Origin of the sequence: Micromonospora sp. WMMC241, assembly GCF_027460165.1 — a bacterium.
In the GTDB taxonomy this organism is placed as follows: Bacteria; Actinomycetota; Actinomycetes; order Mycobacteriales; family Micromonosporaceae; genus Micromonospora; species Micromonospora humi.
On sequence record NZ_JAPZBF010000001.1, the window covers coordinates 21,839 to 41,407 of the forward strand.

Annotated in this window: 16 protein-coding genes and 2 tRNA genes; 8 read left to right on the forward strand and 10 right to left on the reverse strand. The window is 73.4% G+C overall.

What is annotated here, in order from left to right; all coding sequences use genetic code 11:
• Positions 1-81 precede the first annotated feature (81 nt).
• Positions 82-1,851, forward strand: a complete 1,770-nt coding sequence (locus tag O7598_RS00195) for a hypothetical protein (RefSeq protein ID WP_269689455.1) — start codon at positions 82-84, stop codon at positions 1,849-1,851.
• 13 nt (positions 1,852-1,864) lie between these two features.
• On the opposite strand, the gene O7598_RS00200 is transcribed toward O7598_RS00195, so the two are convergent.
• Positions 1,865-2,647, reverse strand: a complete 783-nt coding sequence (locus O7598_RS00200) for a ferric iron reductase (protein ID WP_269689456.1) — start codon at positions 2,645-2,647, stop codon at positions 1,865-1,867.
• Positions 2,648-2,964: 317 nt separating this feature from the next.
• On the opposite strand from O7598_RS00200, the gene O7598_RS00205 reads away from it, so the two are divergent.
• The gene (locus O7598_RS00205) at positions 2,965-4,497 is read left to right on the forward strand and encodes a peptide deformylase (RefSeq protein WP_269694692.1); all 1,533 of its coding nucleotides are present in this window, start codon (positions 2,965-2,967) and stop codon (positions 4,495-4,497) included.
• Positions 4,498-4,567: 70 nt separating this feature from the next.
• Here O7598_RS00205 and O7598_RS00210 read toward each other — a convergent pair whose 3' ends face one another.
• Positions 4,568-5,689 (reverse strand): globin domain-containing protein, encoded by a 1,122-nt coding sequence (locus tag O7598_RS00210; protein WP_269689457.1) that lies wholly within the window; start codon positions 5,687-5,689, stop codon positions 4,568-4,570.
• A 122-nt stretch (positions 5,690-5,811) separates the two neighbouring features.
• On the opposite strand from O7598_RS00210, the gene O7598_RS00215 reads away from it, so the two are divergent.
• Positions 5,812-6,585 (forward strand): CPBP family intramembrane glutamic endopeptidase, encoded by a 774-nt coding sequence (locus O7598_RS00215; RefSeq protein ID WP_269689458.1) that lies wholly within the window; start codon positions 5,812-5,814, stop codon positions 6,583-6,585.
• Here the strand turns inward: O7598_RS00215 and O7598_RS00220 are convergent.
• Complete coding sequence (locus O7598_RS00220) at positions 6,546-8,306, reverse strand: hypothetical protein (RefSeq protein WP_269689459.1); 1,761 nt, start codon at positions 8,304-8,306, stop codon at positions 6,546-6,548. The two genes, O7598_RS00215 and O7598_RS00220, sit on opposite strands and share 40 nt — an antisense overlap.
• 136 nt (positions 8,307-8,442) lie before the next feature.
• Between O7598_RS00220 and O7598_RS00225 the strand changes: the two genes are divergently transcribed.
• The 3 genes from O7598_RS00225 (at position 8,443) to O7598_RS00235 (ending at position 8,966) form a co-directional block, all read left to right on the forward strand.
• Positions 8,443-8,533: transfer RNA gene (locus tag O7598_RS00225), tRNA-Ser, on the forward strand.
• A gap of 36 nt (positions 8,534-8,569) precedes the next feature.
• Positions 8,570-8,645: transfer RNA gene (locus O7598_RS00230), tRNA-Arg, on the forward strand.
• Positions 8,646-8,840: 195 nt separating this feature from the next.
• Positions 8,841-8,966 carry a lasso RiPP family leader peptide-containing protein gene (locus O7598_RS00235; RefSeq protein ID WP_269689460.1) on the forward strand — a complete coding sequence of 42 codons (126 nt, stop codon included), beginning with the start codon at positions 8,841-8,843 and terminating at the stop codon, positions 8,964-8,966.
• Positions 8,967-8,997: 31 nt separating this feature from the next.
• Here the strand turns inward: O7598_RS00235 and O7598_RS00240 are convergent, their stop codons facing one another.
• Both O7598_RS00240 and O7598_RS00245 read right to left on the reverse strand, forming a co-directional pair.
• Positions 8,998-9,864 (reverse strand): hypothetical protein, encoded by an 867-nt coding sequence (locus O7598_RS00240; RefSeq protein ID WP_269689461.1) that lies wholly within the window; start codon positions 9,862-9,864, stop codon positions 8,998-9,000.
• Positions 9,865-9,947: 83 nt separating this feature from the next.
• A complete protein-coding gene (locus O7598_RS00245) occupies positions 9,948-11,489 on the reverse strand; it encodes a tannase/feruloyl esterase family alpha/beta hydrolase (RefSeq protein WP_269689462.1) in 1,542 nt (513 codons plus the stop codon).
• Between the two features lie 303 nt (positions 11,490-11,792).
• Here O7598_RS00245 and O7598_RS00250 point away from each other — a divergent pair, with 303 nt between their 5' ends.
• Positions 11,793-13,454, forward strand: a complete 1,662-nt coding sequence (locus tag O7598_RS00250; protein ID WP_269689463.1) for a cellulose-binding protein — start codon at positions 11,793-11,795, stop codon at positions 13,452-13,454.
• Between the two features lie 69 nt (positions 13,455-13,523).
• Here O7598_RS00250 and O7598_RS00255 read toward each other — a convergent pair whose 3' ends face one another.
• The 5 genes from O7598_RS00255 to O7598_RS00275 form a co-directional block, all read right to left on the reverse strand.
• Positions 13,524-14,483, reverse strand: coding sequence for a helix-turn-helix domain-containing protein (locus O7598_RS00255; protein WP_269689464.1), 960 nt, complete (start codon positions 14,481-14,483; stop codon positions 13,524-13,526).
• 73 nt (positions 14,484-14,556) lie between these two features.
• Positions 14,557-15,714, reverse strand: a complete 1,158-nt coding sequence (locus O7598_RS00260) for a sensor histidine kinase (RefSeq protein WP_269694693.1) — start codon at positions 15,712-15,714, stop codon at positions 14,557-14,559.
• Between the two features lie 16 nt (positions 15,715-15,730).
• Entirely contained in the window at positions 15,731-16,414 is a 684-nt protein-coding gene (locus O7598_RS00265; RefSeq protein ID WP_269689465.1) for a response regulator transcription factor, read from the reverse strand.
• A gap of 5 nt (positions 16,415-16,419) precedes the next feature.
• The gene (locus tag O7598_RS00270) at positions 16,420-17,106 is read right to left on the reverse strand and encodes a VanZ family protein (RefSeq protein WP_269689466.1); all 687 of its coding nucleotides are present in this window, start codon (positions 17,104-17,106) and stop codon (positions 16,420-16,422) included.
• The gene (locus tag O7598_RS00275) at positions 17,099-18,346 is read right to left on the reverse strand and encodes a serine hydrolase domain-containing protein (RefSeq protein ID WP_269689467.1); all 1,248 of its coding nucleotides are present in this window, start codon (positions 18,344-18,346) and stop codon (positions 17,099-17,101) included. The genes O7598_RS00270 and O7598_RS00275 overlap by 8 nt, the downstream gene beginning before the upstream one ends.
• Positions 18,347-18,579: 233 nt before the next feature.
• Between O7598_RS00275 and O7598_RS00280 the strand changes: the two genes are divergently transcribed.
• A complete protein-coding gene (locus tag O7598_RS00280) occupies positions 18,580-19,563 on the forward strand; it encodes an AraC family transcriptional regulator (protein ID WP_269689468.1) in 984 nt (327 codons plus the stop codon).
• The last annotated feature ends 6 nt before the right edge of the window (positions 19,564-19,569 follow it).

Consider the following 19,569-nt stretch of genomic DNA (forward strand, 5'->3'; position numbering starts at 1 on the left):
GTCGGCGAACTCGGCACATAGTACGTGAGTCCCCGAAAAATGTCACGGGCCCGTCATACACTGACTACGCTCTGAAATGTCATGACTACTCCCCAACCGGACGCGGACCCGCGGCGGGGGCGGCGGATCGACGCGCTCGCCGTGCTCGGCTTCGTGCTGCTGGCGTTCTGGGTGACCGCCCGGCTGTGGGTGAATCCGGCGAACGGTGTACGGGACAATCGCACCGATCAAGCGCAATTCGAATGGATGATGGCGCACGGTGCGCGCGTCGTGACGCATTTCGCCTATCCGTTCACCTCGGATCGGATGAATGTGCCGGATGCCGTCAATTTGATGGCTAATACCTCCGTATTATCCATTTCCGTGCCCCTCGCGCCGGTCACGGTGTGGTTCGGGCCGCGCTGGTCGTTCCTCATTTTCCTCACGCTCGGCCTGGCCGCCACCGGAGCGGCCTGGTATTTCCTGCTCTCCCGGGTGGTGATCGGCGCCCGGGGGCCGGCCTGGCTGGGCGCCGGCTTCTGCGCGTTCGCGCCGGCCATGGTGTCGCACGCCAACGCCCACCCCAACATCGTCAGCCAGTTCGTGGTGCCGCTGATCGTCTGGCGGACGCTGCGGCTGGCGCAGCCCGGCCGCTGGGCGCGCAACGGGCTGCTGCTCGCTCTGGTGATCGTCTGGCAGGCGTTCCTCAACCTGGAGATCCTGCTGATGACCGCCATCGGCCTGGGCGTGGTGGTGCTGGCGCTCGCGCTCGGCCGGCCGGCGCTGCGCTCGGCGGCCCGGCCCTTCGCCGCCGGGCTCGCCGTGGCCGCCGTGGTCGCCGGGGCGCTGCTCGCGTACCCGCTGTGGGTGCAGTTCGCCGGTCCCGGCGCGTACTCCGGGCTCTCCACGCTGATCCGGGGCTACTCCACCGACCTGGCCGCCTACCTGGCGTGGTCCCGGGAGTCGGTGGCCGGCGACGCCCGGGGCAGCGCGCCGCTGGTCAAGAACGCCACCGAGGAGAACGCGTTCTTCGGCTGGCCGCTCGTGGTGCTGGTGGTCGCGCTGGTCTGGTGGCTGCGCCGCAACGTGGTGGTGCTCGGGCTGGCCGCGGTCGGGGTGGTATTCGGCCTCTTCTCGCTCGGCCGGGAGATCCGGTTCGACGGGCGCGACACCGGCGTGCCGGGCCCGTGGGCCGCGCTGGAGAACCTGCCGATCCTGCACTCGGTGGTGCCGACCCGCTGGTCGCTCGCGCTCACCCCGATCATCGGCGTGCTGCTGGCGCTCGGCGCCGACCGGGCGCGACGGCTGGCGCGGCGGCACCCGGCGGCCCGGGGGCAGATCCGGTTCGCCGCCGGCACCGTGCTCGCCATGGCGCTGCTGCCGATCCTGCCCACCCCGCTGCCGGCCACCCGCCTGGACCCGACCCCGGCGTTCGTCACCTCCGGGGCGTGGCGGCCGTACGTGGCGGGCGGGCGGAGCATCGTCACGCTCCCGCTGCCCGACACCACCTACGCGGTGCCGTTGCGCTGGTCCGCCGAGACCCGGCTGGACATGCCGCTGGCCCGGGGCTACTTCCTCTATCCGGACACCCGGCCGGGCGCCGGCCGGATCGCGCTCTTCACCGCGCCACCGCGCCCCACCAGCACGTTCTTCGAGACGGTGCGCCGGGCCGACGCGGTCCCGCCGATCACCCCGCAGGACCGGGTGGCAGCCGTCGACGACCTGCGCCACTGGCGGGCCGGGGCGGTGATCCTCGACCCCCGGCTACGGCCGGCCGAGTCGCTGCGCCGGGCGATGACCGAGCTGACCGGGGTCGCACCGACCCGCGTGGGCGGGGTCTGGCTCTGGGACGTGCGCCCGCTGGTCGACTGACCGCCGGGGCCGGTCAGGCCTGGCGGACGCAGCAGCCCTGGCAGACCTTCGGTCGGGGCAGCGTGAAGGCGAGGCAGCAGGTGCGCCGCTGCACGGTCGGCTCACCGGCCGGGCCGGGCACCAGGTCGACCAGGTCGGCCAGGTCGAGCGCGTCGAGCAGCGTGCCGACGGTCGCGGTGGTCGGGCCGGGCAGCGCGTCCGCCGCGCGCAGGATGCCGTGCGCGATGCCGGAGGCCACCGAGCCGAGCAGGGTACGGGTGCCGATCCGGACCTCGCCCTGGATGGCGGCGATCAGCGGGGCGAAGTGGGCGTCGAGCAGCGACGCGCGCAGCGCGCCGAGCAGGGCGGCCTCGTCGGCGACCACCCGCACGCCGGGCGCGCCGGCCAGCGCCAGCGGGTCGCCGGGCAGCACTGCGACGCCGGTGGAGGCGCGCAGGCCCAGGGTGAGCAGTTGGTGGTGGTCCTCGAAGTGCACCAGCACGTTTGTGGGGTCGAGCAGCGGCACCCGCCGCGCCGAGGCCCAGCCGAGCACGGCCGGCAGCGCGGTCCAGTAGCTGTAGGACTTCCAGGCGAGCGCGGCGCAGGCGTGCGGGGTGCCGCCCCAGCGTCGCCCGGCGGCGGTCAGGAACTCCGGGAGCAGCGTGCCGTCGATCAGACGGGTGGCCGGGGCCCAGCGGTCCAACTCGTCGCGGACCAGCAGGCCGGGCGCCAGCCCGGGCAGGTCGTCAGTGCCGAACATGGCGCGCAGGGTCGCGGTCACCGGGGCGAACGGGGTGGCGGCTTCGCGCCCCGGCATCACCGCAGTCACCTGGCCGTCCCCTGTCTGGTCGCCCGTCGGCCGGCGCGTGCCGTCGACCGAAGCTAAGGCTAGCCTAACCACACTCCCCGGCGGAGGGGAAGTGGTGCCACGGGCTCGAGGGGGAGGTCCCGGTCACTCCGTCGCCGTCGCGTACTACCCGGCGGGGTGGGCGGAAAACGCCGCCGGGAACGCCGGCGGACCGCGCAAGCATTGACGTATGCCGCTGAATTGTCAAGGTGAGTGTCGAATACGAGGCAGTTTCCGTACACGGTCGGACACGAAACGTGAAGATGGGCTTCCCGCGTACGAGGATGCTGATGACCTCACCGATCGAGCGTGCCGCCGACTCGTTCGCGGCCGAACTCGCCCGGCACCGGACCGGCCGAGGGCTGTCCAAGAAGCAGTTGGCGACGCTGATGGGCTTCGATCCGTCCTACGTCAGCCACGTCGAAGGGCGCCGGCACCGGCCCACCGAGGACTTCGCCCGCCGGGCCGAGGCCGTCCTGGAGGCCAGCGGCGCGATCTGGCAGCGCTTCCGGGAGTACGACGAGCTGCGGCACAGCCGGGCCGGCGGAGCGCACCGGGAGCCGCCCGTCCCCGGCCAGTGGCTGCCCCCCGGCACCGGCCTGGTGGTGGAACGCGAGGTCGCCACGCTCACCTACACCGGCGACGGCTACCACTGCGCGATCCGGCGGGAGCTCTACAACGCCGGCACCGAGCCGGTCACCCGCTACCTGGTCCGGGTCGCCGTCGACCGCTACCCGAACGACCCGGGTCGCTCCAACCGGCACCACCGGGAACACCCGCTCACGTTCGCCGAGCTGCAACTCACCGCGTACCGGGACGACGGCGGCGGGCGCGAGCCGATGCACTGGCGGGCCAAGCACGACCGGGACGCGTTCAAGGAGATCTGGCTGCTCTTCGAGAACGACGAGGGCCGCTTCCCGCTCTACCCGGGCGACCGGGTCACCATCGAGTACGCGTACCGCGTCGGCCGGGACAAGTGGGGCCCCTGGTTCCAGCGCGCCGTACGCCTGCCCACCCGGCACCTGGCGGTGCGGCTCGACCTGCCCGCGGACCTCGACCCGAAGGTGTGGGGCGCGGAGACCTCGCTGTCGGCGGAGGAGGGGCCGCTGCGTACCCCGATCCAACGCACCGCGGCGGACGACCGGGTGATCTACGACTGGGGAACCGACGACCCGCCGCTGAACGCCCGCTACCGGATGCAGTGGCGGTTCCGCAGCCAGGCGTCGGACGCCGAACCCGACACCCCGCCCGCCGGTGACGCCCGGGTACGCGCCAGCGACCGGATGCGCGCGGTGGGCATCGTGCAGCGCGGCGACGACGTGCTCCGGCAACCCGCCCGCCAGTTCGACCTGCCGGCCGAGGAGCCGCACGCCCGGCAGGTGGTGGACCGGCTCGCCGGGATGCTGACCCGCCTCGACGAGCTGCACCCGTTCAGCAAGGGCGTCGGCCTCGCCGCGCCGCAGCTCGGCCTGGGCTGGGCCGCCGCGCTGGTCCGCCCCGCCGACCGGGCCGCCGAGCCGGTCGTGCTGCTCAACCCCCGGGTGGTCGACGCCGCCGCGGAGACCGACGAGCAGTACGAGGGCTGCCTCTCCTTCTTCGACCACCGTGGCCTGGTGCCCCGGCCGCTGCGGATCGACGTGGAACACGCCCAGTGGGACGGCAGCCGGGTCATCACGTCCTTCGAGTACGCGATGGCGCGGCTGGTCGCGCACGAGATCGACCACCTGGAGGGGCGGCTCTACGTCGACCGGATGGCGCCCAACGTGCCGCTGGTGCCGGTCGAGGAATACCGCGAGACCGGCACCCCCTGGCGCTACTGACGCGAACGGGGGGCCGGGTCGCGTGCCCCAGGGGGCGGGGGCACGCGACCCGGCTCGGGGGGAGTAAGGCTTAGAGGGCGCCGAACGTGTCGTAGCGGATGTGGTCCGGCGGGACGTCGTCGGCGGCGAGCGCCCGCAGGGTCGCCCGGACCATCGCGGCGGAGCCGGAGACGTAGCAGTCGTGCGTGGTCCACGGCCCGTACCGAGTGACCACCTCGGAGATGTCGCCGATCTCACCGGCGAAGTCCAGGTCGTCGCTGCACGCCGGCGTCACCGACAACCAGGGGTGCGTGGCCACCAGCTCCTCCAGCCCGGGCAGCCCGTACAGCTCGTCCGGGTGGCGGGCGCCGTAGAAGACGTGCACCCAGCGGGTCCGGTTGACCCGGGTCAGCTCCTCCACCAGCGCCTTGATCGGGGCCAGCCCCACACCGCCCGCCACGCAGAGGATGTCCCGGGTGGAGTCCGGGTCCAGCGTCATCGAACCCATCGGCGCGGCCAGCCGCAGCAGGTCACCCGGCCTGGTCCGGCGGACCAGTGCGCCGGACACCCAACCGGCGCCGCCCTCCGGCGTACGGACGTGGAACTCCAGCACGTTCTCCTCGTTCGGCGCGTTCGCCACCGAGTACGTCCGCCAGGTGCGCGGCAGGTATCGGGGTGCCTCGACGCTGACGTACTGCCCGGCCTGCCAGGGCAGCGGGTGCTGCAGCGCCCGCACGGTCAGCACCGCCGTGTCCGGGCCGTGCCGCTCGTGGGTCAGCACCTCGGCGTGCCAGAACGGCGGGTTCCCGTCGGCCTCCGCGCCGGCCTGCATCCGCTCGCTGATCCCCGCGTACGCGTCCCGCCACGCCTGGTCGTACTCCAGGTTCCAGCCGTCCCCGGCGACGCTGCGCAGCCCGTCCAGCAGGGCGACACCGAGCGTCTCGTAGTGCTCCGGCGTCACGTGGTACTTCCGGTGGTCGCGGCCCAGCCCGCGCAGGTAGTCGTCGAACGTCTCCGGGTCGTCCATCGTCTGGGCGGCCGTGACGATCGCCTCCAGCAGCCGGTCGCGCTGCCCGCTCATCTGCACCGGGAAGAGCTTGCGCAGCTCCGGGTCGAGCAGGAACAGCCGGGCGTAGAAGTGACCGCAGAGTCGCTCCCCGTGCTCCTCGACGAGGGCCCAGCTCTCCTTCAGCAGCCGCGCGACGTTCTCCACAGGGCACGCTCCTTCTCCGGGACGGGCGGATCGGCCCCCATAGAATGTCCACGGAGCGTGTCCACCGGTCGCACACAATGTGCGACCGGCTCATTCGCCGTCGGAAGTGGTTTCATGGTCCGGTGACGGTCGACGAGCTGGCCCGCCCGGTCTCCCGCCGGGTGCTGGGCACCGAGACGCTGCTGGTGCTCGGTCTCTCCCTCGGCCAGTCGGCCGTGTACGCGCTGATCTCGCTGATCGCCAAGCTGACCGCGTCGGGCGGGCTGTCCAAGCAGACCGCCGCGCTGAACACGTCCACCTCGGCCCGGCCGTACCTCGACCTCACCTACCAGCTGCTCGGGATCGTCTTCGCGCTGCTGCCGGTGCTGCTCGCCGTACACCTGCTGGCGCGCGACCCCGGCGACCCGGCGCGGACGCTCGGCGTCGATCTCACCCGGCCCGGCTCGGACCTGGCCCGCGGCGCCGGCCTGGCCGCGCTCATCGGCCTGCCGGGGTTGGCGCTGTTCTGGGTGGCCGCCCAGCTCGGCGTGAACGCCACACTGGTCCCGGCCGCGCTGCCGGACCTGTGGTGGGCGGTGCCGGTGCTGATCCTGGCGGCCGTGCAGAACGCCGTGCTGGAGGAGGTGATCGTGGTCGGCTACCTGGTCACCCGGCTACGACAGCTCAACTGGCGACTCGGCGCGGTGCTCGCGACGAGCGCCGTGCTGCGCGGCTCCTACCACCTCTACCAGGGCTTCGGCGCGTTCGTCGGCAACGCCGTGATGGGCGTGATCTTCGGGCTGGTCTACCTGCGCACCCGCCGGGTGGCCCCGCTGATCGTCGCGCACACGCTGCTCGACGTGGTCGCCTTCGTCGGTTACGCGCTGCTGCCCAGGTCCTGGTTCGGCTGGCTCTGACCCCCGGGCCGGTATCGACCCACCGCCCGGGCGGCGACCCGCTCGGCGGCGGCCGTCCCGCCGGTCACCGCAGCCAGCACCGCCGCACCCGGCAGCAACCGCGCGGCCAGCCGCAACCCGAGCCAGCCGCCCGCCTGCGCGGCCGCCGGCGTGGCCAACCGCCAGGCCGCCTCGGCCGCCCGGCCCCACGGTGCGTCCGCCGGCTCGCCGGCCTCCCGGGCCGCCGCCAACGCCGCCCGCGCGGCACCCTCGTCCGGATGCACCGACGTCAGCACCAGCAACTCCGCCGCCCGCTCCGGATCCGTCGGATCCTGGCCGTAGGCGGCGGCCACGTGCAACACCAGGTTCGCCTGCGTCCAGAGCACCGCCGCCAGCTCGGCCGCCGGCGCGAACAGCCCGGCCCCCGCCGCGAGCGCACCGCCCGTACCGGCCATCCGCACGAACCGCCGGGACGCCAACCGCGCCACCCCGTCGGCGTCCGCCTGCGGGTAGGCGTCGCGGACCTGCTCCACCCAGTGCCGGGCCCGCGGCCCGAGCGCGTCCACCGCGGCCAGGGCCAGCAGCTCCGGCGCGAACCCCGGGTGGTCACGCAGGCGCGGCCCCACCGCCCGCCAGCCCGCCACCGGGGTACGCGCCACCGCCGCTCCCGTCACCTCGACGCCGGCCTGCTCGTGCACGCCCTGTTCCGGCCCGGCCTGTTCCGGCCCGGCCTGTTCCGGCCCGGGCTGCTTGTGCTCGGCCTGCTCCGGCTCGGCCTGCTCCGGCTCGGCCTGCTCCGGCTCGGCCTGCTCCGGCTCGGGCTGCTCGTGCTCGGGCCGCTGGTCGGCGGTGGCGGCGCGGCTCGTCGCGGCGGGTCGGATCGTCGGCTGGTCGCCGGCCGTCTCGGCCGACGGGGTTTCGGCGGGGGCCCGCCTGGCCGTGCGCTTCGCCGGGCTGGTCCTCGCCGCCGGGGCGGCCTTGGTGCTCCGGCGGGCCCGCGGGGCCCGAAGGGCTGAGCCCGCCTCCTCCGCTGCTCCACCTGGCGCGTCCGTCGCGGCCGGGTCCGCCCCGGCCGGTGCGGTGAAGTCGGGTGCGACGGCAGTCTCCCGGGGCGCGGCGGGTGCCTTTCGCGCGGTCTTCCTGACCGCCTTCTTCTCGGCGGGGGCGCGGCGCGTCCGCCCCTCGGCGGCCGAGGTCTCCGCGGCCGGCGTCGGGGTGGCGGCCACCGTCTCCGCGGCGGGCACCCGTCGGATCGGTGCGTCAGTGGGCGCGTTCCCGACGGGCGCCCCGCCGGGAGGTGTGATCGGCGCGGACGCAGGCGTCGAGTCGCCGGGGCTCGGGCGCGGCGCGGTGATGCCCGCCGGCTTGCCCGGCTCGGCCACGGGCGGCGGCGTGGTGACCGGTCGACCGGGGCCGGTCGGCGACGGCGCGACGACAGGCGTACCGGGATCGTTCGGGGAGGCCTCGGCGGTCGGCGTACCCGGAACGGGCGCGGCCGGCTCGACGCCCGGGCGTGGGCGCGGAGCCGACGGGGCGTCGGCGGCCGGCTCGGGCGGCGGCTGGAACAGGACGGTCGGCGCGGCCCGGCGCGCCCGCCTGCGCGGCGGCGCGTCGTCGGTCGCGTCCGTCGGCGGCGGCTCGGGGGCCGGCGGCGGGCTGAAGGTCGGTCGGGGAGAGCGGCTCCGCCGGGCCTTGGCGGCGGGCTCGCGACGGGGGGGATCGCTCGGCGGCTGCTCCTGCATATCGATGGAGCGTAGTCGGGGACGTGACCTGGCACACGGCGACGACACGGCGACCCGGCGGGGCGCCGGTAGTCGCTTTGCCCCCGGCGGGTGCGGACCTGTATCCTCGGGCCCGGTGGCCTCACGGGGTCACCGGGGAGACTTCGCCTAGTCTGGTCTATGGCGCCGCACTGCTAATGCGGTTGGGGTTTTAAAGCCCCTCCCGGGTTCGAATCCCGGAGTCTCCGCGCGAAAGCCGGTTGTGTAGACTGGCCGAGCAGCAAGCGCCCGTAGCTCAATGGATAGAGCATCTGACTACGGATCAGAAGGTTAGGGGTTCGAGTCCCTTCGGGCGCACCACGACACAGAGGGCCTGATCCGCAGGAATGCGGGCCGGGCCCTTTCTGCTGTCCGGCTCCGGTGGACGGTGGGGGCGCGCCGGTGCACGACACCCGCCGACTTGCTTGTCGCGAAACGGACTAGTCGCCTATATTTGCGCTTTGAGCACGCAATCGGCGATAGGGCCCTAAAATGAACAAAAATCGGAGTAGTGCCGTGCCGGTTCAGAAGGAATACCAGCCGCCGCGGCTCCGGCAACTCGGCACCCTGGCCGATTTGACCAGGCGCCCCGCCGGCACCCAGCCGGAGCCCGGCGGGCTGCTCGGCGGCTCCTCCGGCTGACCGCCGGCCGACCTGGCCCAGCAGCCCTGGTTCACCGCCAGCCTGACGCCGACCCCGCCGGCACCGCCCGCGCAGCCCGGCCGGTCGCGTCCCGCAGCAGCCGGAGGACCTCCGGCATCGCCCGCCAGTCACGCGGGCGGACCACCTCCCACGCCGGCAGGGTGGCCAGGCTGAACAGCACCGTCGGGTCCGAGGGCAGCCCCGGCCAGGCGCGGCGCGCGGCGAGCCGGCCGATCAGGTCGGTCGCCGTGACCGGGAGCAGCGCCGGTTCGTCCCCCCAACGCAGGAAGCACCAGCCGCCGACCGGTAGACGGTCGGGGACCGGGGGCAGCGCGACCCGTAACCGGGCGCCGTACCGGACCGGGACGGTGGCGAGGTCGCTGCCGGGCACCGGCTCGCGCAGGTCCAGGCAGCGTGGCCCGGCGTAGCCGTACCGTCCGTCGGTGACGAGCACGTCGTCGGAGAGCACCGGGACGCCGTCGGCCGCCAGCGCCGCGAGCAGGCTGCTCTTGCCGGCGGTACGCACCCCGAGCACCGCCCACACCCGACCGTCGGCGGCGAACGAGCCCGCGTGGAAGCTCTCCCGCCCCGCCCACCGGTTGACGACGGTGGCCGCCGCCGTCAGGTAGGGGTGCGGCAACAGGTCGGGCGGCGGCAGTGACCCGTGCAGGGTGGCGGTGCCGGCCCGCCGGTCCAGGCTCAGCAGCCTGCCGTCGGCGAGCGACCGGACGCACCGCCACTCGTCCGGGCCGGCCTTCGGCACCGGTGGGGGCGTGCTGTCGTCGTACCGGAAGCAAAGGAGCGGATGGTCGGCGGCCGGATCGGCCAAGGGCAGCTCGGCCACCGGGCCGAGGCCGCGGATCCGCAGCCCGTAGCCGTACCGGTCGGTGTCCCACATCTCGTGACTCCGGTGGAGGTGCCTCGCGGGCGGTGCCGGCCTCCGGGGACGGTGGGCGGGCGGACTCTGCGTAATCGAGCTGCTCACCGGGCCGACGAGCCTTCCGTGTGCGAAAACTCTGGACCGAAGATCCCATCCTGCTGGTCCCCGAGGTAGTGGTAGTTCGCGTTCAGGCTGCCCGGTGCGGCCGGCGGCGGGGACAGCGCGTCCGACGGGTCGACGGTGAGGTAGCGCACCAGGTCGGGCGGGTCGGTGGCGGTGATGGTGGGCACGTCGATCGCGTCGGGCGCCTCGCGCCGCTCCACCCAGGCCATCAGCGGCGTCAGGAACTCGGGTACGCCGATCTCGCTCGGCCGGTCCACCTCCGGCCCGAACAGGCAGTGGTAACCGCCGGGGATCAGGTAGAGCCGGGAGAACTCCTGGCTCGGCGCGAACCCGCCCGCGTGCCGCTCGACCGCGGCGTACCAGTCCAGGGTGGAGAACGGCGAGATCTGCGCGTCGGCCCAGCCGTGGAACACGATCAGCTTGCCGCCGTGCGCGCGGAACGCGGACAGGTCGGGTGACGTCGCGTTGTAGATGGCGTCGCCGAGGATCTGGAGCCGGTCGAAGGTGGCCTCGGTGAAGGTGACGTCGTCCAGGGTGAAGTCGGCCGGCGGGTTCCTCGGGTAGGCCAGGTTCTTGAAGTACGCCAGCCCGATCCTCGCCGCGAACGGGTCCGGCCCGACGAACCAGCCGTGCCAGCTCAGTTCCGACCCGTACGCGAAGCCGCCGTTGTAGAGGTTGCGGCCCCGCGCGTCGGACGGCCCCCGGTAGGCCGCAACCGCGACCGCGACCTGCGCCCTGGTCAGGCAGTCGGGCCGGTCGACGCCCGCGCACTGGATGGACGAGGGCTGGAAGCCGCAGGTCCGGGGGTCCTCGATCAGCTCGCCGCAGGCCCGCTGGACGGCGGCGTGCAGCACCGGCAGTTTCGCCGGCGGAAGGATGTCGCCCTTGTTCTTCTGTGCGAGCCAGGCGTTGGACAGGGCGAGCGGGGCCAGGTTGTGCGCGGGCGCGCCGGCCAGGATGCCGTCGAAGTCGGCCGGGAAACGTTCGGCGAGGTTCAGCCCCTGCCGGCCGCCGGTGGAGCAACCGTCGAAGTACCGGTAGGTCGGTTCGTGGCCGTAGAACGCCCTCGTCACGACGTCGGCGAACACCTTGAGCTTGTGTTCCGAGGTCAGCCCGAAATCGACCCGGGCGGCGGGGTCGTCCGCCCCCCAGATGCCGTCGCCGGGGTCGGCGCCGGTGTGCCCGCTGTCGGACGCGGCCAGCACGACCCGCTTGTCGACCGCCGGCGCGCACTGGAAACCGAACAGCGGCAGGGTCAGTTCGGGCACCGCGCCGCACAGGCCGCTGCAGCCCTGCTGGACGTACTGCCCGGTCCAGTTCCGCAGCGGCAGCTTGATCTCGTACCGCTCGTGCGGCGGCAGCGTGCCCGTCACGTCGCAGTAGTCGGCGCCCGCCACCGCGGACTCCACCCCGGGCAGTCGGGTCAGGGCGGCGCATCCGCCGGGCGCGGCCCGGGCGGCGGGTGCCGGCAGGGCCATGATCGCTACGGCGACCAGCGCGGCCGTCAATGTTCGCCTCATGCCTGCCGACGCTACGGATGCGGCGCGGCGGGCGGATCGGTCCGCGGAACGGCTTCCGCCTCGGTCTGCCGACGGAGCCGCAGACGGTGAGAAGGGGCCCCTTCTCGACCGGAGGCGTTAAGAAGGGGCCCCGCCTTGCATCCGGCGCGGCGGCGAGCGCCGCGAGGCCTGCAACAAACCTGCACATCCAATCCCTTGCTTCGTCGGTAAGCGCTTTCTTAGCCTGTGTTTCATCGATGTTTCGATCCCTGGCCGGGCTGAACGTGCGCACCCGAAACCATGTCCTACTCCTGAGGAGTAACAGTGCGAATCGAAGTGCGACGCAAGTTTCTCGCCGGCGGGACCGCCGTGGCGGCGGTGACCGCGGTCGTCGCGGCGCTGCCGGTGACGCAGGCGTCCGGCGCATTCGGCAAGCCCGGAATCCAATCGATCAGTGTCAATGCAACGAATCTGAGTATCGGTGCCGGCGCCGACGGTTCCAGCAAGGCCGGCGGCACCAGTTACGGCAATGTGGCCGACGGCGACATGAACACCTGGTGGTCACCGGCCGGCTCGACCGGTCGCATCTCGGTCAAGTGGGGCGCCGCCACCACGGTGGCCTCGATCAACATCCGGGAGGCGGCCGGCGCGGTCGGGGCCATCGGTTCCTGGCGGGTCGTCAACAACGACACCGGCGCCACGCTGACCAGCGGTACCGGCGCGGGGGTCATCACTTTCGCCGCCACCTCGCTGAAGAAGATCAACTTTGAGATCACCAGCTCGACCGGGACCCCGAGGGTCGCCGAGTTCGAGACGTACGCCTCGGGTTCCAGCACGCCGCCGCCGACCACACCGCCGCCCACCACCGGGCCGACCACGCCGCCGCCGACCGCGCCCCCACCGTCGAGCAGCACGCTGTACGTGGCGCCGAGCGGCACCGACGGCGCGGCCGGCACGCAGGCGAACCCGACGACGCTCGCCTCGGCGATCACCCGGGTCGCCGCCGGCGGCACCATCTACCTGCGCGGCGGCACCTACCGCTACACGCAGACCGTCACCATCGGCCAGGGCAACAACGGCACGTCGAGCGCGCGCAAGAACATCTTCGCCTACCCGGGTGAGACCCCGGTCCTCAACTTCTCGGCGCAGAGCGAGGACCCGGCGAACCGCGGCCTCCAGGTGGGCGGGTCGTACTGGCACATTCGCGGCGTCGTCGTCGAGCGGGCCGGTGACAACGGCATCCTGCTCGCCGGCAACAACAACATCATCGAGCGGGTGGTGACCCGCCACAACCGGGACTCCGGGCTCCAACTCTCCCGGCTGGTCGCCAACGCGCCCCGCGACCAGTGGCCCGCCAACAACCTCATCGTGAGCACCGAGTCGCACGACAATGTCGACTCCGACGGTGAGGACGCCGACGGATTCGCCCCGAAGCTCACCGTCGGCGCGGGCAACGTCTTCCGCTGGACCGTGTCCCACAACAACATCGACGACGGCTACGACCTCTACACCAAGAGCGACACCGGGGCCATCGGCGCGGTGACCATCGAGTCGTCCCTGGCCTACGACAACGGCACGCTGAGCAACGGCGGCCAGGCCGGAAACGGCGACCGCAACGGTTTCAAGCTCGGCGGCGAGGACATCGGGGTGAACCACGTCGTCCGGGGCAACATCGCCTACCACAACGGTCAGCACGGTTTCACCTACAACCGCAACGTCGGCTCGATGACGGTGTCGAACAACGCGAGTGTCGGCAACACCGAGCGGAACTTCAACTTCGACGGCGGTTCCTCGGTGTTCCGGAACAACACCTCGTGCAGCGGCGGCTCGAACGACCGGATCGTCGGCAACTCCGACAGTTCCAACCAGTTCTTCTCCGGCAGCAACGGGTCCCGGTGCGCCCAGTACTCGGGCGCCCTCGGCTGGTCCTTCGCCTCCGACGGCCGCCTGGTGGTGACGTTCGGCGGCCGGGTGGTCACGCCGTAACGAGCGGGCGGCGCCGGCGTCACCGTCGTGGTGACGCCGGCGTCCGCCGGCCGGGGACCGGGTACGCGCTCACCGGGTGCGTGGACGCGCCGATTCGGTGGGTGCGGAGCCGAAGCGTCGCCGGTAGGCGGCGACTAACTGGGGCGCGCCGGCCCATCCCCAGCGTCGGGCCGTCTCGGCGACCGTGACGTCGTCGGCCGGCCCCGCCCGCTTTAGCTCCTCAGCAGCGCGTTCCAGCCGCATGCTCCGCAGGTAGGCGGTCGGGGTGGTGTCGAGATGCCGGCGGAAGGCCAACCGCACGGCGCGTATCGTCGCGTGGGCCGCGGCGGCGATGTCGGCGAGGGTGATGTCCCGGTCCGCGTTCTCCTCGACGAACACCATCGCGCGCCGCAGCATCCGGCGATGGGCGTCGTGGCGGTCCTCGATGGTGGGATCGCTGAGCGTGTTGTTCGGGAAGACCGTCAGCGCGGTGGTGGCCAGCAGCCGGGCCACGCTCCCGGCCAGCAGCCGCTCTCCGGTCACCCCCAGGTCGACCGTCTCGCGGGCGTACCCGTACACGGTGTCCCACGCCTCGGCGGCAGCCGCGGAGACGGGCTGGTGGCTGGTGAACCGGACCGGCTCGGGACGCCGTCCCGGCGCGGTGGCCGCCACGCTGTCGAGCAGAGCCGGGTCCAGAACCGCGGTGTGGAAGTCGGCCTCCGCGCAGTCGACGGTGAGGCCGCGCTCCGGCTGCGCGGGGATGAACGCATCGCCGGGGCCGTAGGTGGTCTCCTCGCCGCCGGCCGGGTGGTAGGCGAGCCGGCCGGCACCCAGACGGCAGATGACCAGCGTGCCGAGCGGGTCGACCCGCACGTCGAAGTGCAGGCCGAAGATGATCCGGTCGAGCCGCACCGACGGGGTGACCGTGGCGGCCTCCAGCCGCAGCCTCGGTGGCGAGTCCCCGGCGTCGAGGCGGATGTTCCCGCCGTAGCTTTCGCGGAGGATCTGCTCGGCAAGATCAACATCGGTCGCCTCGAAGACTTGGCCCATGCATGCTCCTCGTGTGCACCCAGCATGCGGCGCTCATCACGACGGCACGCCCGTGCCCCGTCGCGGCCAACTCTCATTGTGCGGCAGTCGGAGACCCCCACTGGGCAGGCGACGTTCCGTCGGCGCGGCGTCGCCCCCGCGACGAGTCGTCAGGCGGGCCGGGCAGCCGCACCGTGACCAGGAGCCCGCCGTCCGGGCCGGGGGCCAGGTCGAGAGTTCCGTGGTGGGCGTGGACGACGCTGCGCACGATGGCCAGGCCGAGGCCGGCGCCGGCGTGTCCGTCGGCGCGTACCCGTTCCGTGCCGCGCCGGAACGGCTCGGTGAGAGTCGGCACCAGGTCCGGTGGGAGCGGCGGCCCGGTGTTCGCCACCCGCAGCAAGCTCGTGCCGCCGGACGTCGCGGTGTGGACCGTCACCGCGCCGCCGTCGGGGAGGTTGTGCACGACGGCGTTCTGGACGAGGTTGGTCACCATCCGCAGCAGCAGCTCGGCGGAGCCGCCCGTCGGGGCCGCGTCGCCGCTGACGTCCAGCGTGACGCCGCGCTGCTCGGCGACCGGGAGCAGCGCCTCGGCGGCCTCCTCCGCGAGGAGCGAGAGGTCGACCCGCTCGCCGGCCACCACCCCGCGGTCGCCGCGGCCGAGCAGCAACAACGCCTCGGTGAGGTCGATCGCCCGCCGGTTGACCTCGTGCAGGCGCTCGACCAGTTCGTCCCGACCCCGCGCCGGGTCGTCGCGCGCCACGTCGAGCAGCGCCCGCGAGATCGCCAGCGGGGTACGCAGCTCGTGCGAGGCGTTCGCGGCGAACCGCCGCTGCTCGGCCACGTGCGACTCGAGTTGGTCGAGCATGGTGTCGAACGCGTCGGAGAGTTCCCGGAACTCGTCCCGCCGGCCCGGCATCCGGATCCGGTGCGACAACGACCCGGTCCCGGCCGTTCGGGCCGCCTCGGTGATCCGGGTCAGTGGCGCGAGCATCCGGCCGGCGAGGATCCATCCGCCGAGCAGGCCGAACGCCAGCAGGAACGCCAGCGTCTCGGCCGCTCTCGGCGCGAAGACGCGCAGCAGGTTGGACCGGACGGGGAAGACGCCGGGGGTGAGCGTGTCGGCGGAGCCGGGGACGATGAGCATGGCCCGGTCCGGTACGTAGCGCAGGAGGAACACCCACACCGCGGTGAGCAGCAGGGCGCCGGCCAGCACGAGGAACCCGGCGTAGCTGAGGGTGAGCTTGGCCCGCACGCTCAACCCCGGCCGCCTAGCCACGCGCGTCCCCGGCCGCCGGCGCCTCGATGCGGTAGCCGACGCCGGGCACGGTGGCGATCACCCACGGTTCGCCGAGCCGTTTCCGCAACGCGGAGACCGTGATGCGCACCGCATTGGTGAACGGGTCCGCGTGGGCGTCCCAGGCCCGTTCCAGCAGTTCCTCGGCGCTGACCACACCGCCCTCCGCGGCGACCAGGACCTCCAGCACGGCGAACTGCTTTCGGGTGAGCGCGACGTGGTGCCCGTCGCGGAAGACCTCCCGGCGGAAGGGGTCGAGCCGGAGGCCCGCGATCCGGCGCACCGGCGGCCGGGCGTGCCCGCGCCGGCGGTCCAGCGCTCGCAGGCGTAGGACGAGTTCGCGCAACTCGAACGGCTTGGTGAGATAGTCGTCGGCGCCCAGCTCGAACCCGGAGGCCTTGTCGTCGATCCGGTCGGCGGCGGTGAGCATGATGATCGGGATGCCGCTGCCGGAGGCGACGATGTGCCGGGCGACCTCGTCGCCGGAGGGCCCGGGGATGTCCCGGTCGAGCACCGCCAGGTCGTACGCGTTGACGCCGAGCAGCTCCAGGGCGGAGTCGCCGTCGCCGGCGATGTCGGCCGCGATCGCCTCCCGCCGCAGCCCGTCCCGGACCGCCTCGGCCAGGTAGGGCTCGTCCTCCACGATCAGTACGCGCATGCGACTCAGTCTGCCCGGGCCGGCACCGGTCGAGGCCGATCCGTTGCCGGCGTCGAGGTCCGCCACCAGCGGCGCGAGGCCAACCCGAACAGCGCGGCGCCGACGGCGTTGACCAGCACGTCGTCCACGGACGACACCCGGTCCAGCCGCAGGACGTACTGCGCCGTCTCGATCGCCGCCGAGCAGGCCGCGCCGAGCGCGAGGAGTCGCGGCACGGACGCCGACGCGGCGAACCGCAGCGGCGCGAAGAACCCCAGCGCCGCGAGGACCAGCAGGTTCCCGCCGATCCCGAGCGGCCCCATGGTGGCCAGGTCGCGCAGCGGGACCAGGCTCACCCGGCCCGGAACGAGGCCGGCCCCGGGACCCGGCATCAGCGTCATCCAGACGAACGGCATCGTGCCGTAGACCATCCCCACCTCGGCCAGCGACGACCGCCACGCCCAGCCGGCGCCGGCGGCGCGCCGCCACCGCGCCAGGGCCACCACCGCGAGCGCGGCCAGCGGCAGCCCGACCAGTGTCATGAGCACGACGCCGTTCTCGGTGTCGAAGCAGCCGTGCCACCGCCCGGCCCGGCAGGCCGGAGCGGCCATCAACAGTGGTCGGCGCACGGCGAACACCGCGGCGGCCAGGCCGAGGACCGCGAGCACGACGAGCGTTGTCCTCGGCGTACGGCGGGAGCCCACCTCAGCCACCGGACCCGCCGCCCGGCGCGGCCCCGGTGACCGCCCGCGTCTCCTGTTCGATCATCTCGATCAGGGGCGCGTCGTCGCCGTTGGCCAGGATCACGCCGACCCACCCGGTGTCCGGGTAGCTGCTCCAGTTGGCGCAGACCCCCGGGTTGCCGCCGGCGCGTTGGATCACCCACTGGCCGCCGACGATCTCGGCCGACGGGCCGTAGGTGCCGAACGAGGCCGGACCGAGCGGCATCCGGGGCGCGGTGAGCACGTCGGCCCAGGGCCGCTCGAGCAGCGTGCCGTCGCCGAGCGCGTGGGCGAACCGGACCAGGTCCGGCGCGGTGGCGAAGCCGCCGTCCCCGATGGCGTCGATGAAGGCGCGCCCCGGGTTCCGGTCGAGCATGTACTCGTAGGGGCTGCCCTGGTCGAGGTGGCGCAGCGCGTCGACCTGACTGCCGTCGGCCAGGGTCAGGTAGGGGTGCGCGATGCGCGGGTCGGTGAGCCACCGTGGCCGGGTGTGGAACGCCGAGCCGGTCATGCCGCAGCGCCGGAAGACGTTCTCCTCGACGTAGTCCCAGTAGCTCTGCCCGCTCACCGCCTCCACGATCAGCGCCGGGATGGCGGCCTCGGCGCTGGCGTGGAACCCGTTGGGCAGGCCGGGCGTGCCGACCAGCTTCGCCTGTCGGGCCCAGCGCTCCTGGTAGTCGTGGACCTCCCGCCGGCTCCGGAAGATCCGGTGGATGTCCTCCTCCGGGGTGTTCAGCCCGGACGTGCCGGTGAGCATGTGGTGGATGGTGACCTTCTCGCTGACGTCGCTGGCGAAGCCGGTCAGGTGCCGGCCCACCGGGTCGGACAGTCGCAGCCGGCCCCGCCGGGCGAGTTGCAGGAGGGCGACCGCGGTGAACGGCTTGCCCGCCGAGCTGAGCGTGAACGCGGTGTCCTCGCGGTTGCGGATCCCGCGCTCCCGGTCGGCCATGCCGTAGCTGCGGGACAACACCGTGCGGCCCCGGTGCGACAGCAGCACCACCCCGGAGAAGCGTCCCGCCGCGGCCAGCCCTGCCACGTACCTGTCGTAGGCGCCGCCGGGTCGGGCGGCCGGCGGGATCCGGCCGGGCCCGGACGGGCGCGCCGGCGGGGCGGCACGGCCGGGGCCGGCGTCCGCCAGCGGCACGCCGACCGCTACCGCGCCGGCGGCTGCCAGCCCGCCCCACCCGACGAACCTCCGCCGGCTGACGCCGGCTGTCGGATCCCTGTCCATGCTCGTGCTCCTTCCGGTCGACGGGCGACGGTCGTCGTGGCCGCCTTCCTCCCACCCAAGACGCCGGGCCGTTGCGGGGGCGTATGCGTTTTCCGATACGGCCACCACATCCGGATCGACGACGGCGCCCCGGGTCCGGAACACGACGTTGGTGATATTTGCCTACGAAAGTTTCCCGCCTAGGCTGGATGGGACACGGGTCCGGCCAGGAGTGACATCGGCGAGGAGAGCTCATGGCGGGATCCGCGTCGAACCCGGCCGGAAGTCCCCGGCCGATCCGGTTCGTGTCGTCGGAGCCGGACGACGCGCGCGAGTTCATCGGCCGGATGTACGACTCGCACCTGCGGGTCGGCGACGCGGTGAACGGCGGCATGTGGGTCGGCTTCGACCGTCTGGAGTTCGGCGACGTCAACCTGAGCGCGGTGCGGATCGCGGCGGACCTCGACTTCCGGATGGAGGGCGGCGACCAGGTGCTCATCGCCACCGTCAAGGCCGGCCGGGTCGCCTACGCGCGGGGTCGGGACAGCGCCCGCTACGGGCCCGGCGACACCTACATCGGCAGTCGTGCGGAGGTGCGGTGGGACGCCCGGCTGCACGGGCCGGACCTCGACGTCGTCGGCCTGCCCGAAGCCCTGCTGCACGAGGTCGCCGGCACCGCGCCGGACCGGCCGGGCGGACGGTGGCGGCCACGATCCTGGGAACCGTTGCCCGGATGTGCCGGGCAGTGGCACGCCACCGCGCGCTACGTCCGGGAGTTGCTCGAACAGCCGCACACCGCGACCGAGCCGCTGATCCTCGGTGCCGCGGTGCGGATGCTGGCCGCGACCGCGCTCACCATCTTTCCCGGCGACGTGCCGGCGGGGCCGAGCGCCGGGGACCGGCGGGACGCCCACCCGGCCACGCTGCGGCGCGCGATCGCGTTCATCGAGGCCAACCCGGACGTCGACCTCGGCGTGGCCGACATCGCCCGCGCCGCAGCGGTCACCGTGCGCGCGCTCCGGCTCGCCTTCCGCCGCCATCTCGACACCACCCCGCTGGCCTACCTGCACCGGGTCCGTCTCGACAAGGCACGGGAGGACCTGAGGCGGGCCACGGACGGTGACGACGGGACCGTCACGTCGATCGCGAACCGCTGGGGCTTCGCCGATCCCTCCCGCTTCGCCGAGCGCTACCGCGACGAGTACGGCGAGGCACCCGGCCGGACGCTGCGGGACTGATCCCCG

Coding starts and splice junctions, on each gene's coding strand:
- O7598_RS00195 (WP_269689455.1), top strand. CDS start 82: ATGACTACTCCCCAACCGGACGCGGACCCGCGGCGGGGGCGGCGGATC.
- O7598_RS00200 (WP_269689456.1), bottom strand. CDS start 2,647: ATGCCGGGGCGCGAAGCCGCCACCCCGTTCGCCCCGGTGACCGCGACC.
- O7598_RS00220 (WP_269689459.1), bottom strand. CDS start 8,306: ATGCAGGAGCAGCCGCCGAGCGATCCCCCCCGTCGCGAGCCCGCCGCC.
- O7598_RS00240 (WP_269689461.1), bottom strand. CDS start 9,864: ATGTGGGACACCGACCGGTACGGCTACGGGCTGCGGATCCGCGGCCTC.
- O7598_RS00245 (WP_269689462.1), bottom strand. CDS start 11,489: ATGAGGCGAACATTGACGGCCGCGCTGGTCGCCGTAGCGATCATGGCC.
- O7598_RS00255 (WP_269689464.1), bottom strand. CDS start 14,483: ATGGGCCAAGTCTTCGAGGCGACCGATGTTGATCTTGCCGAGCAGATC.
- O7598_RS00265 (WP_269689465.1), bottom strand. CDS start 16,414: ATGCGCGTACTGATCGTGGAGGACGAGCCCTACCTGGCCGAGGCGGTC.
- O7598_RS00275 (WP_269689467.1), bottom strand. CDS start 18,346: ATGGACAGGGATCCGACAGCCGGCGTCAGCCGGCGGAGGTTCGTCGGG.
- O7598_RS00280 (WP_269689468.1), top strand. CDS start 18,580: ATGGCGGGATCCGCGTCGAACCCGGCCGGAAGTCCCCGGCCGATCCGG.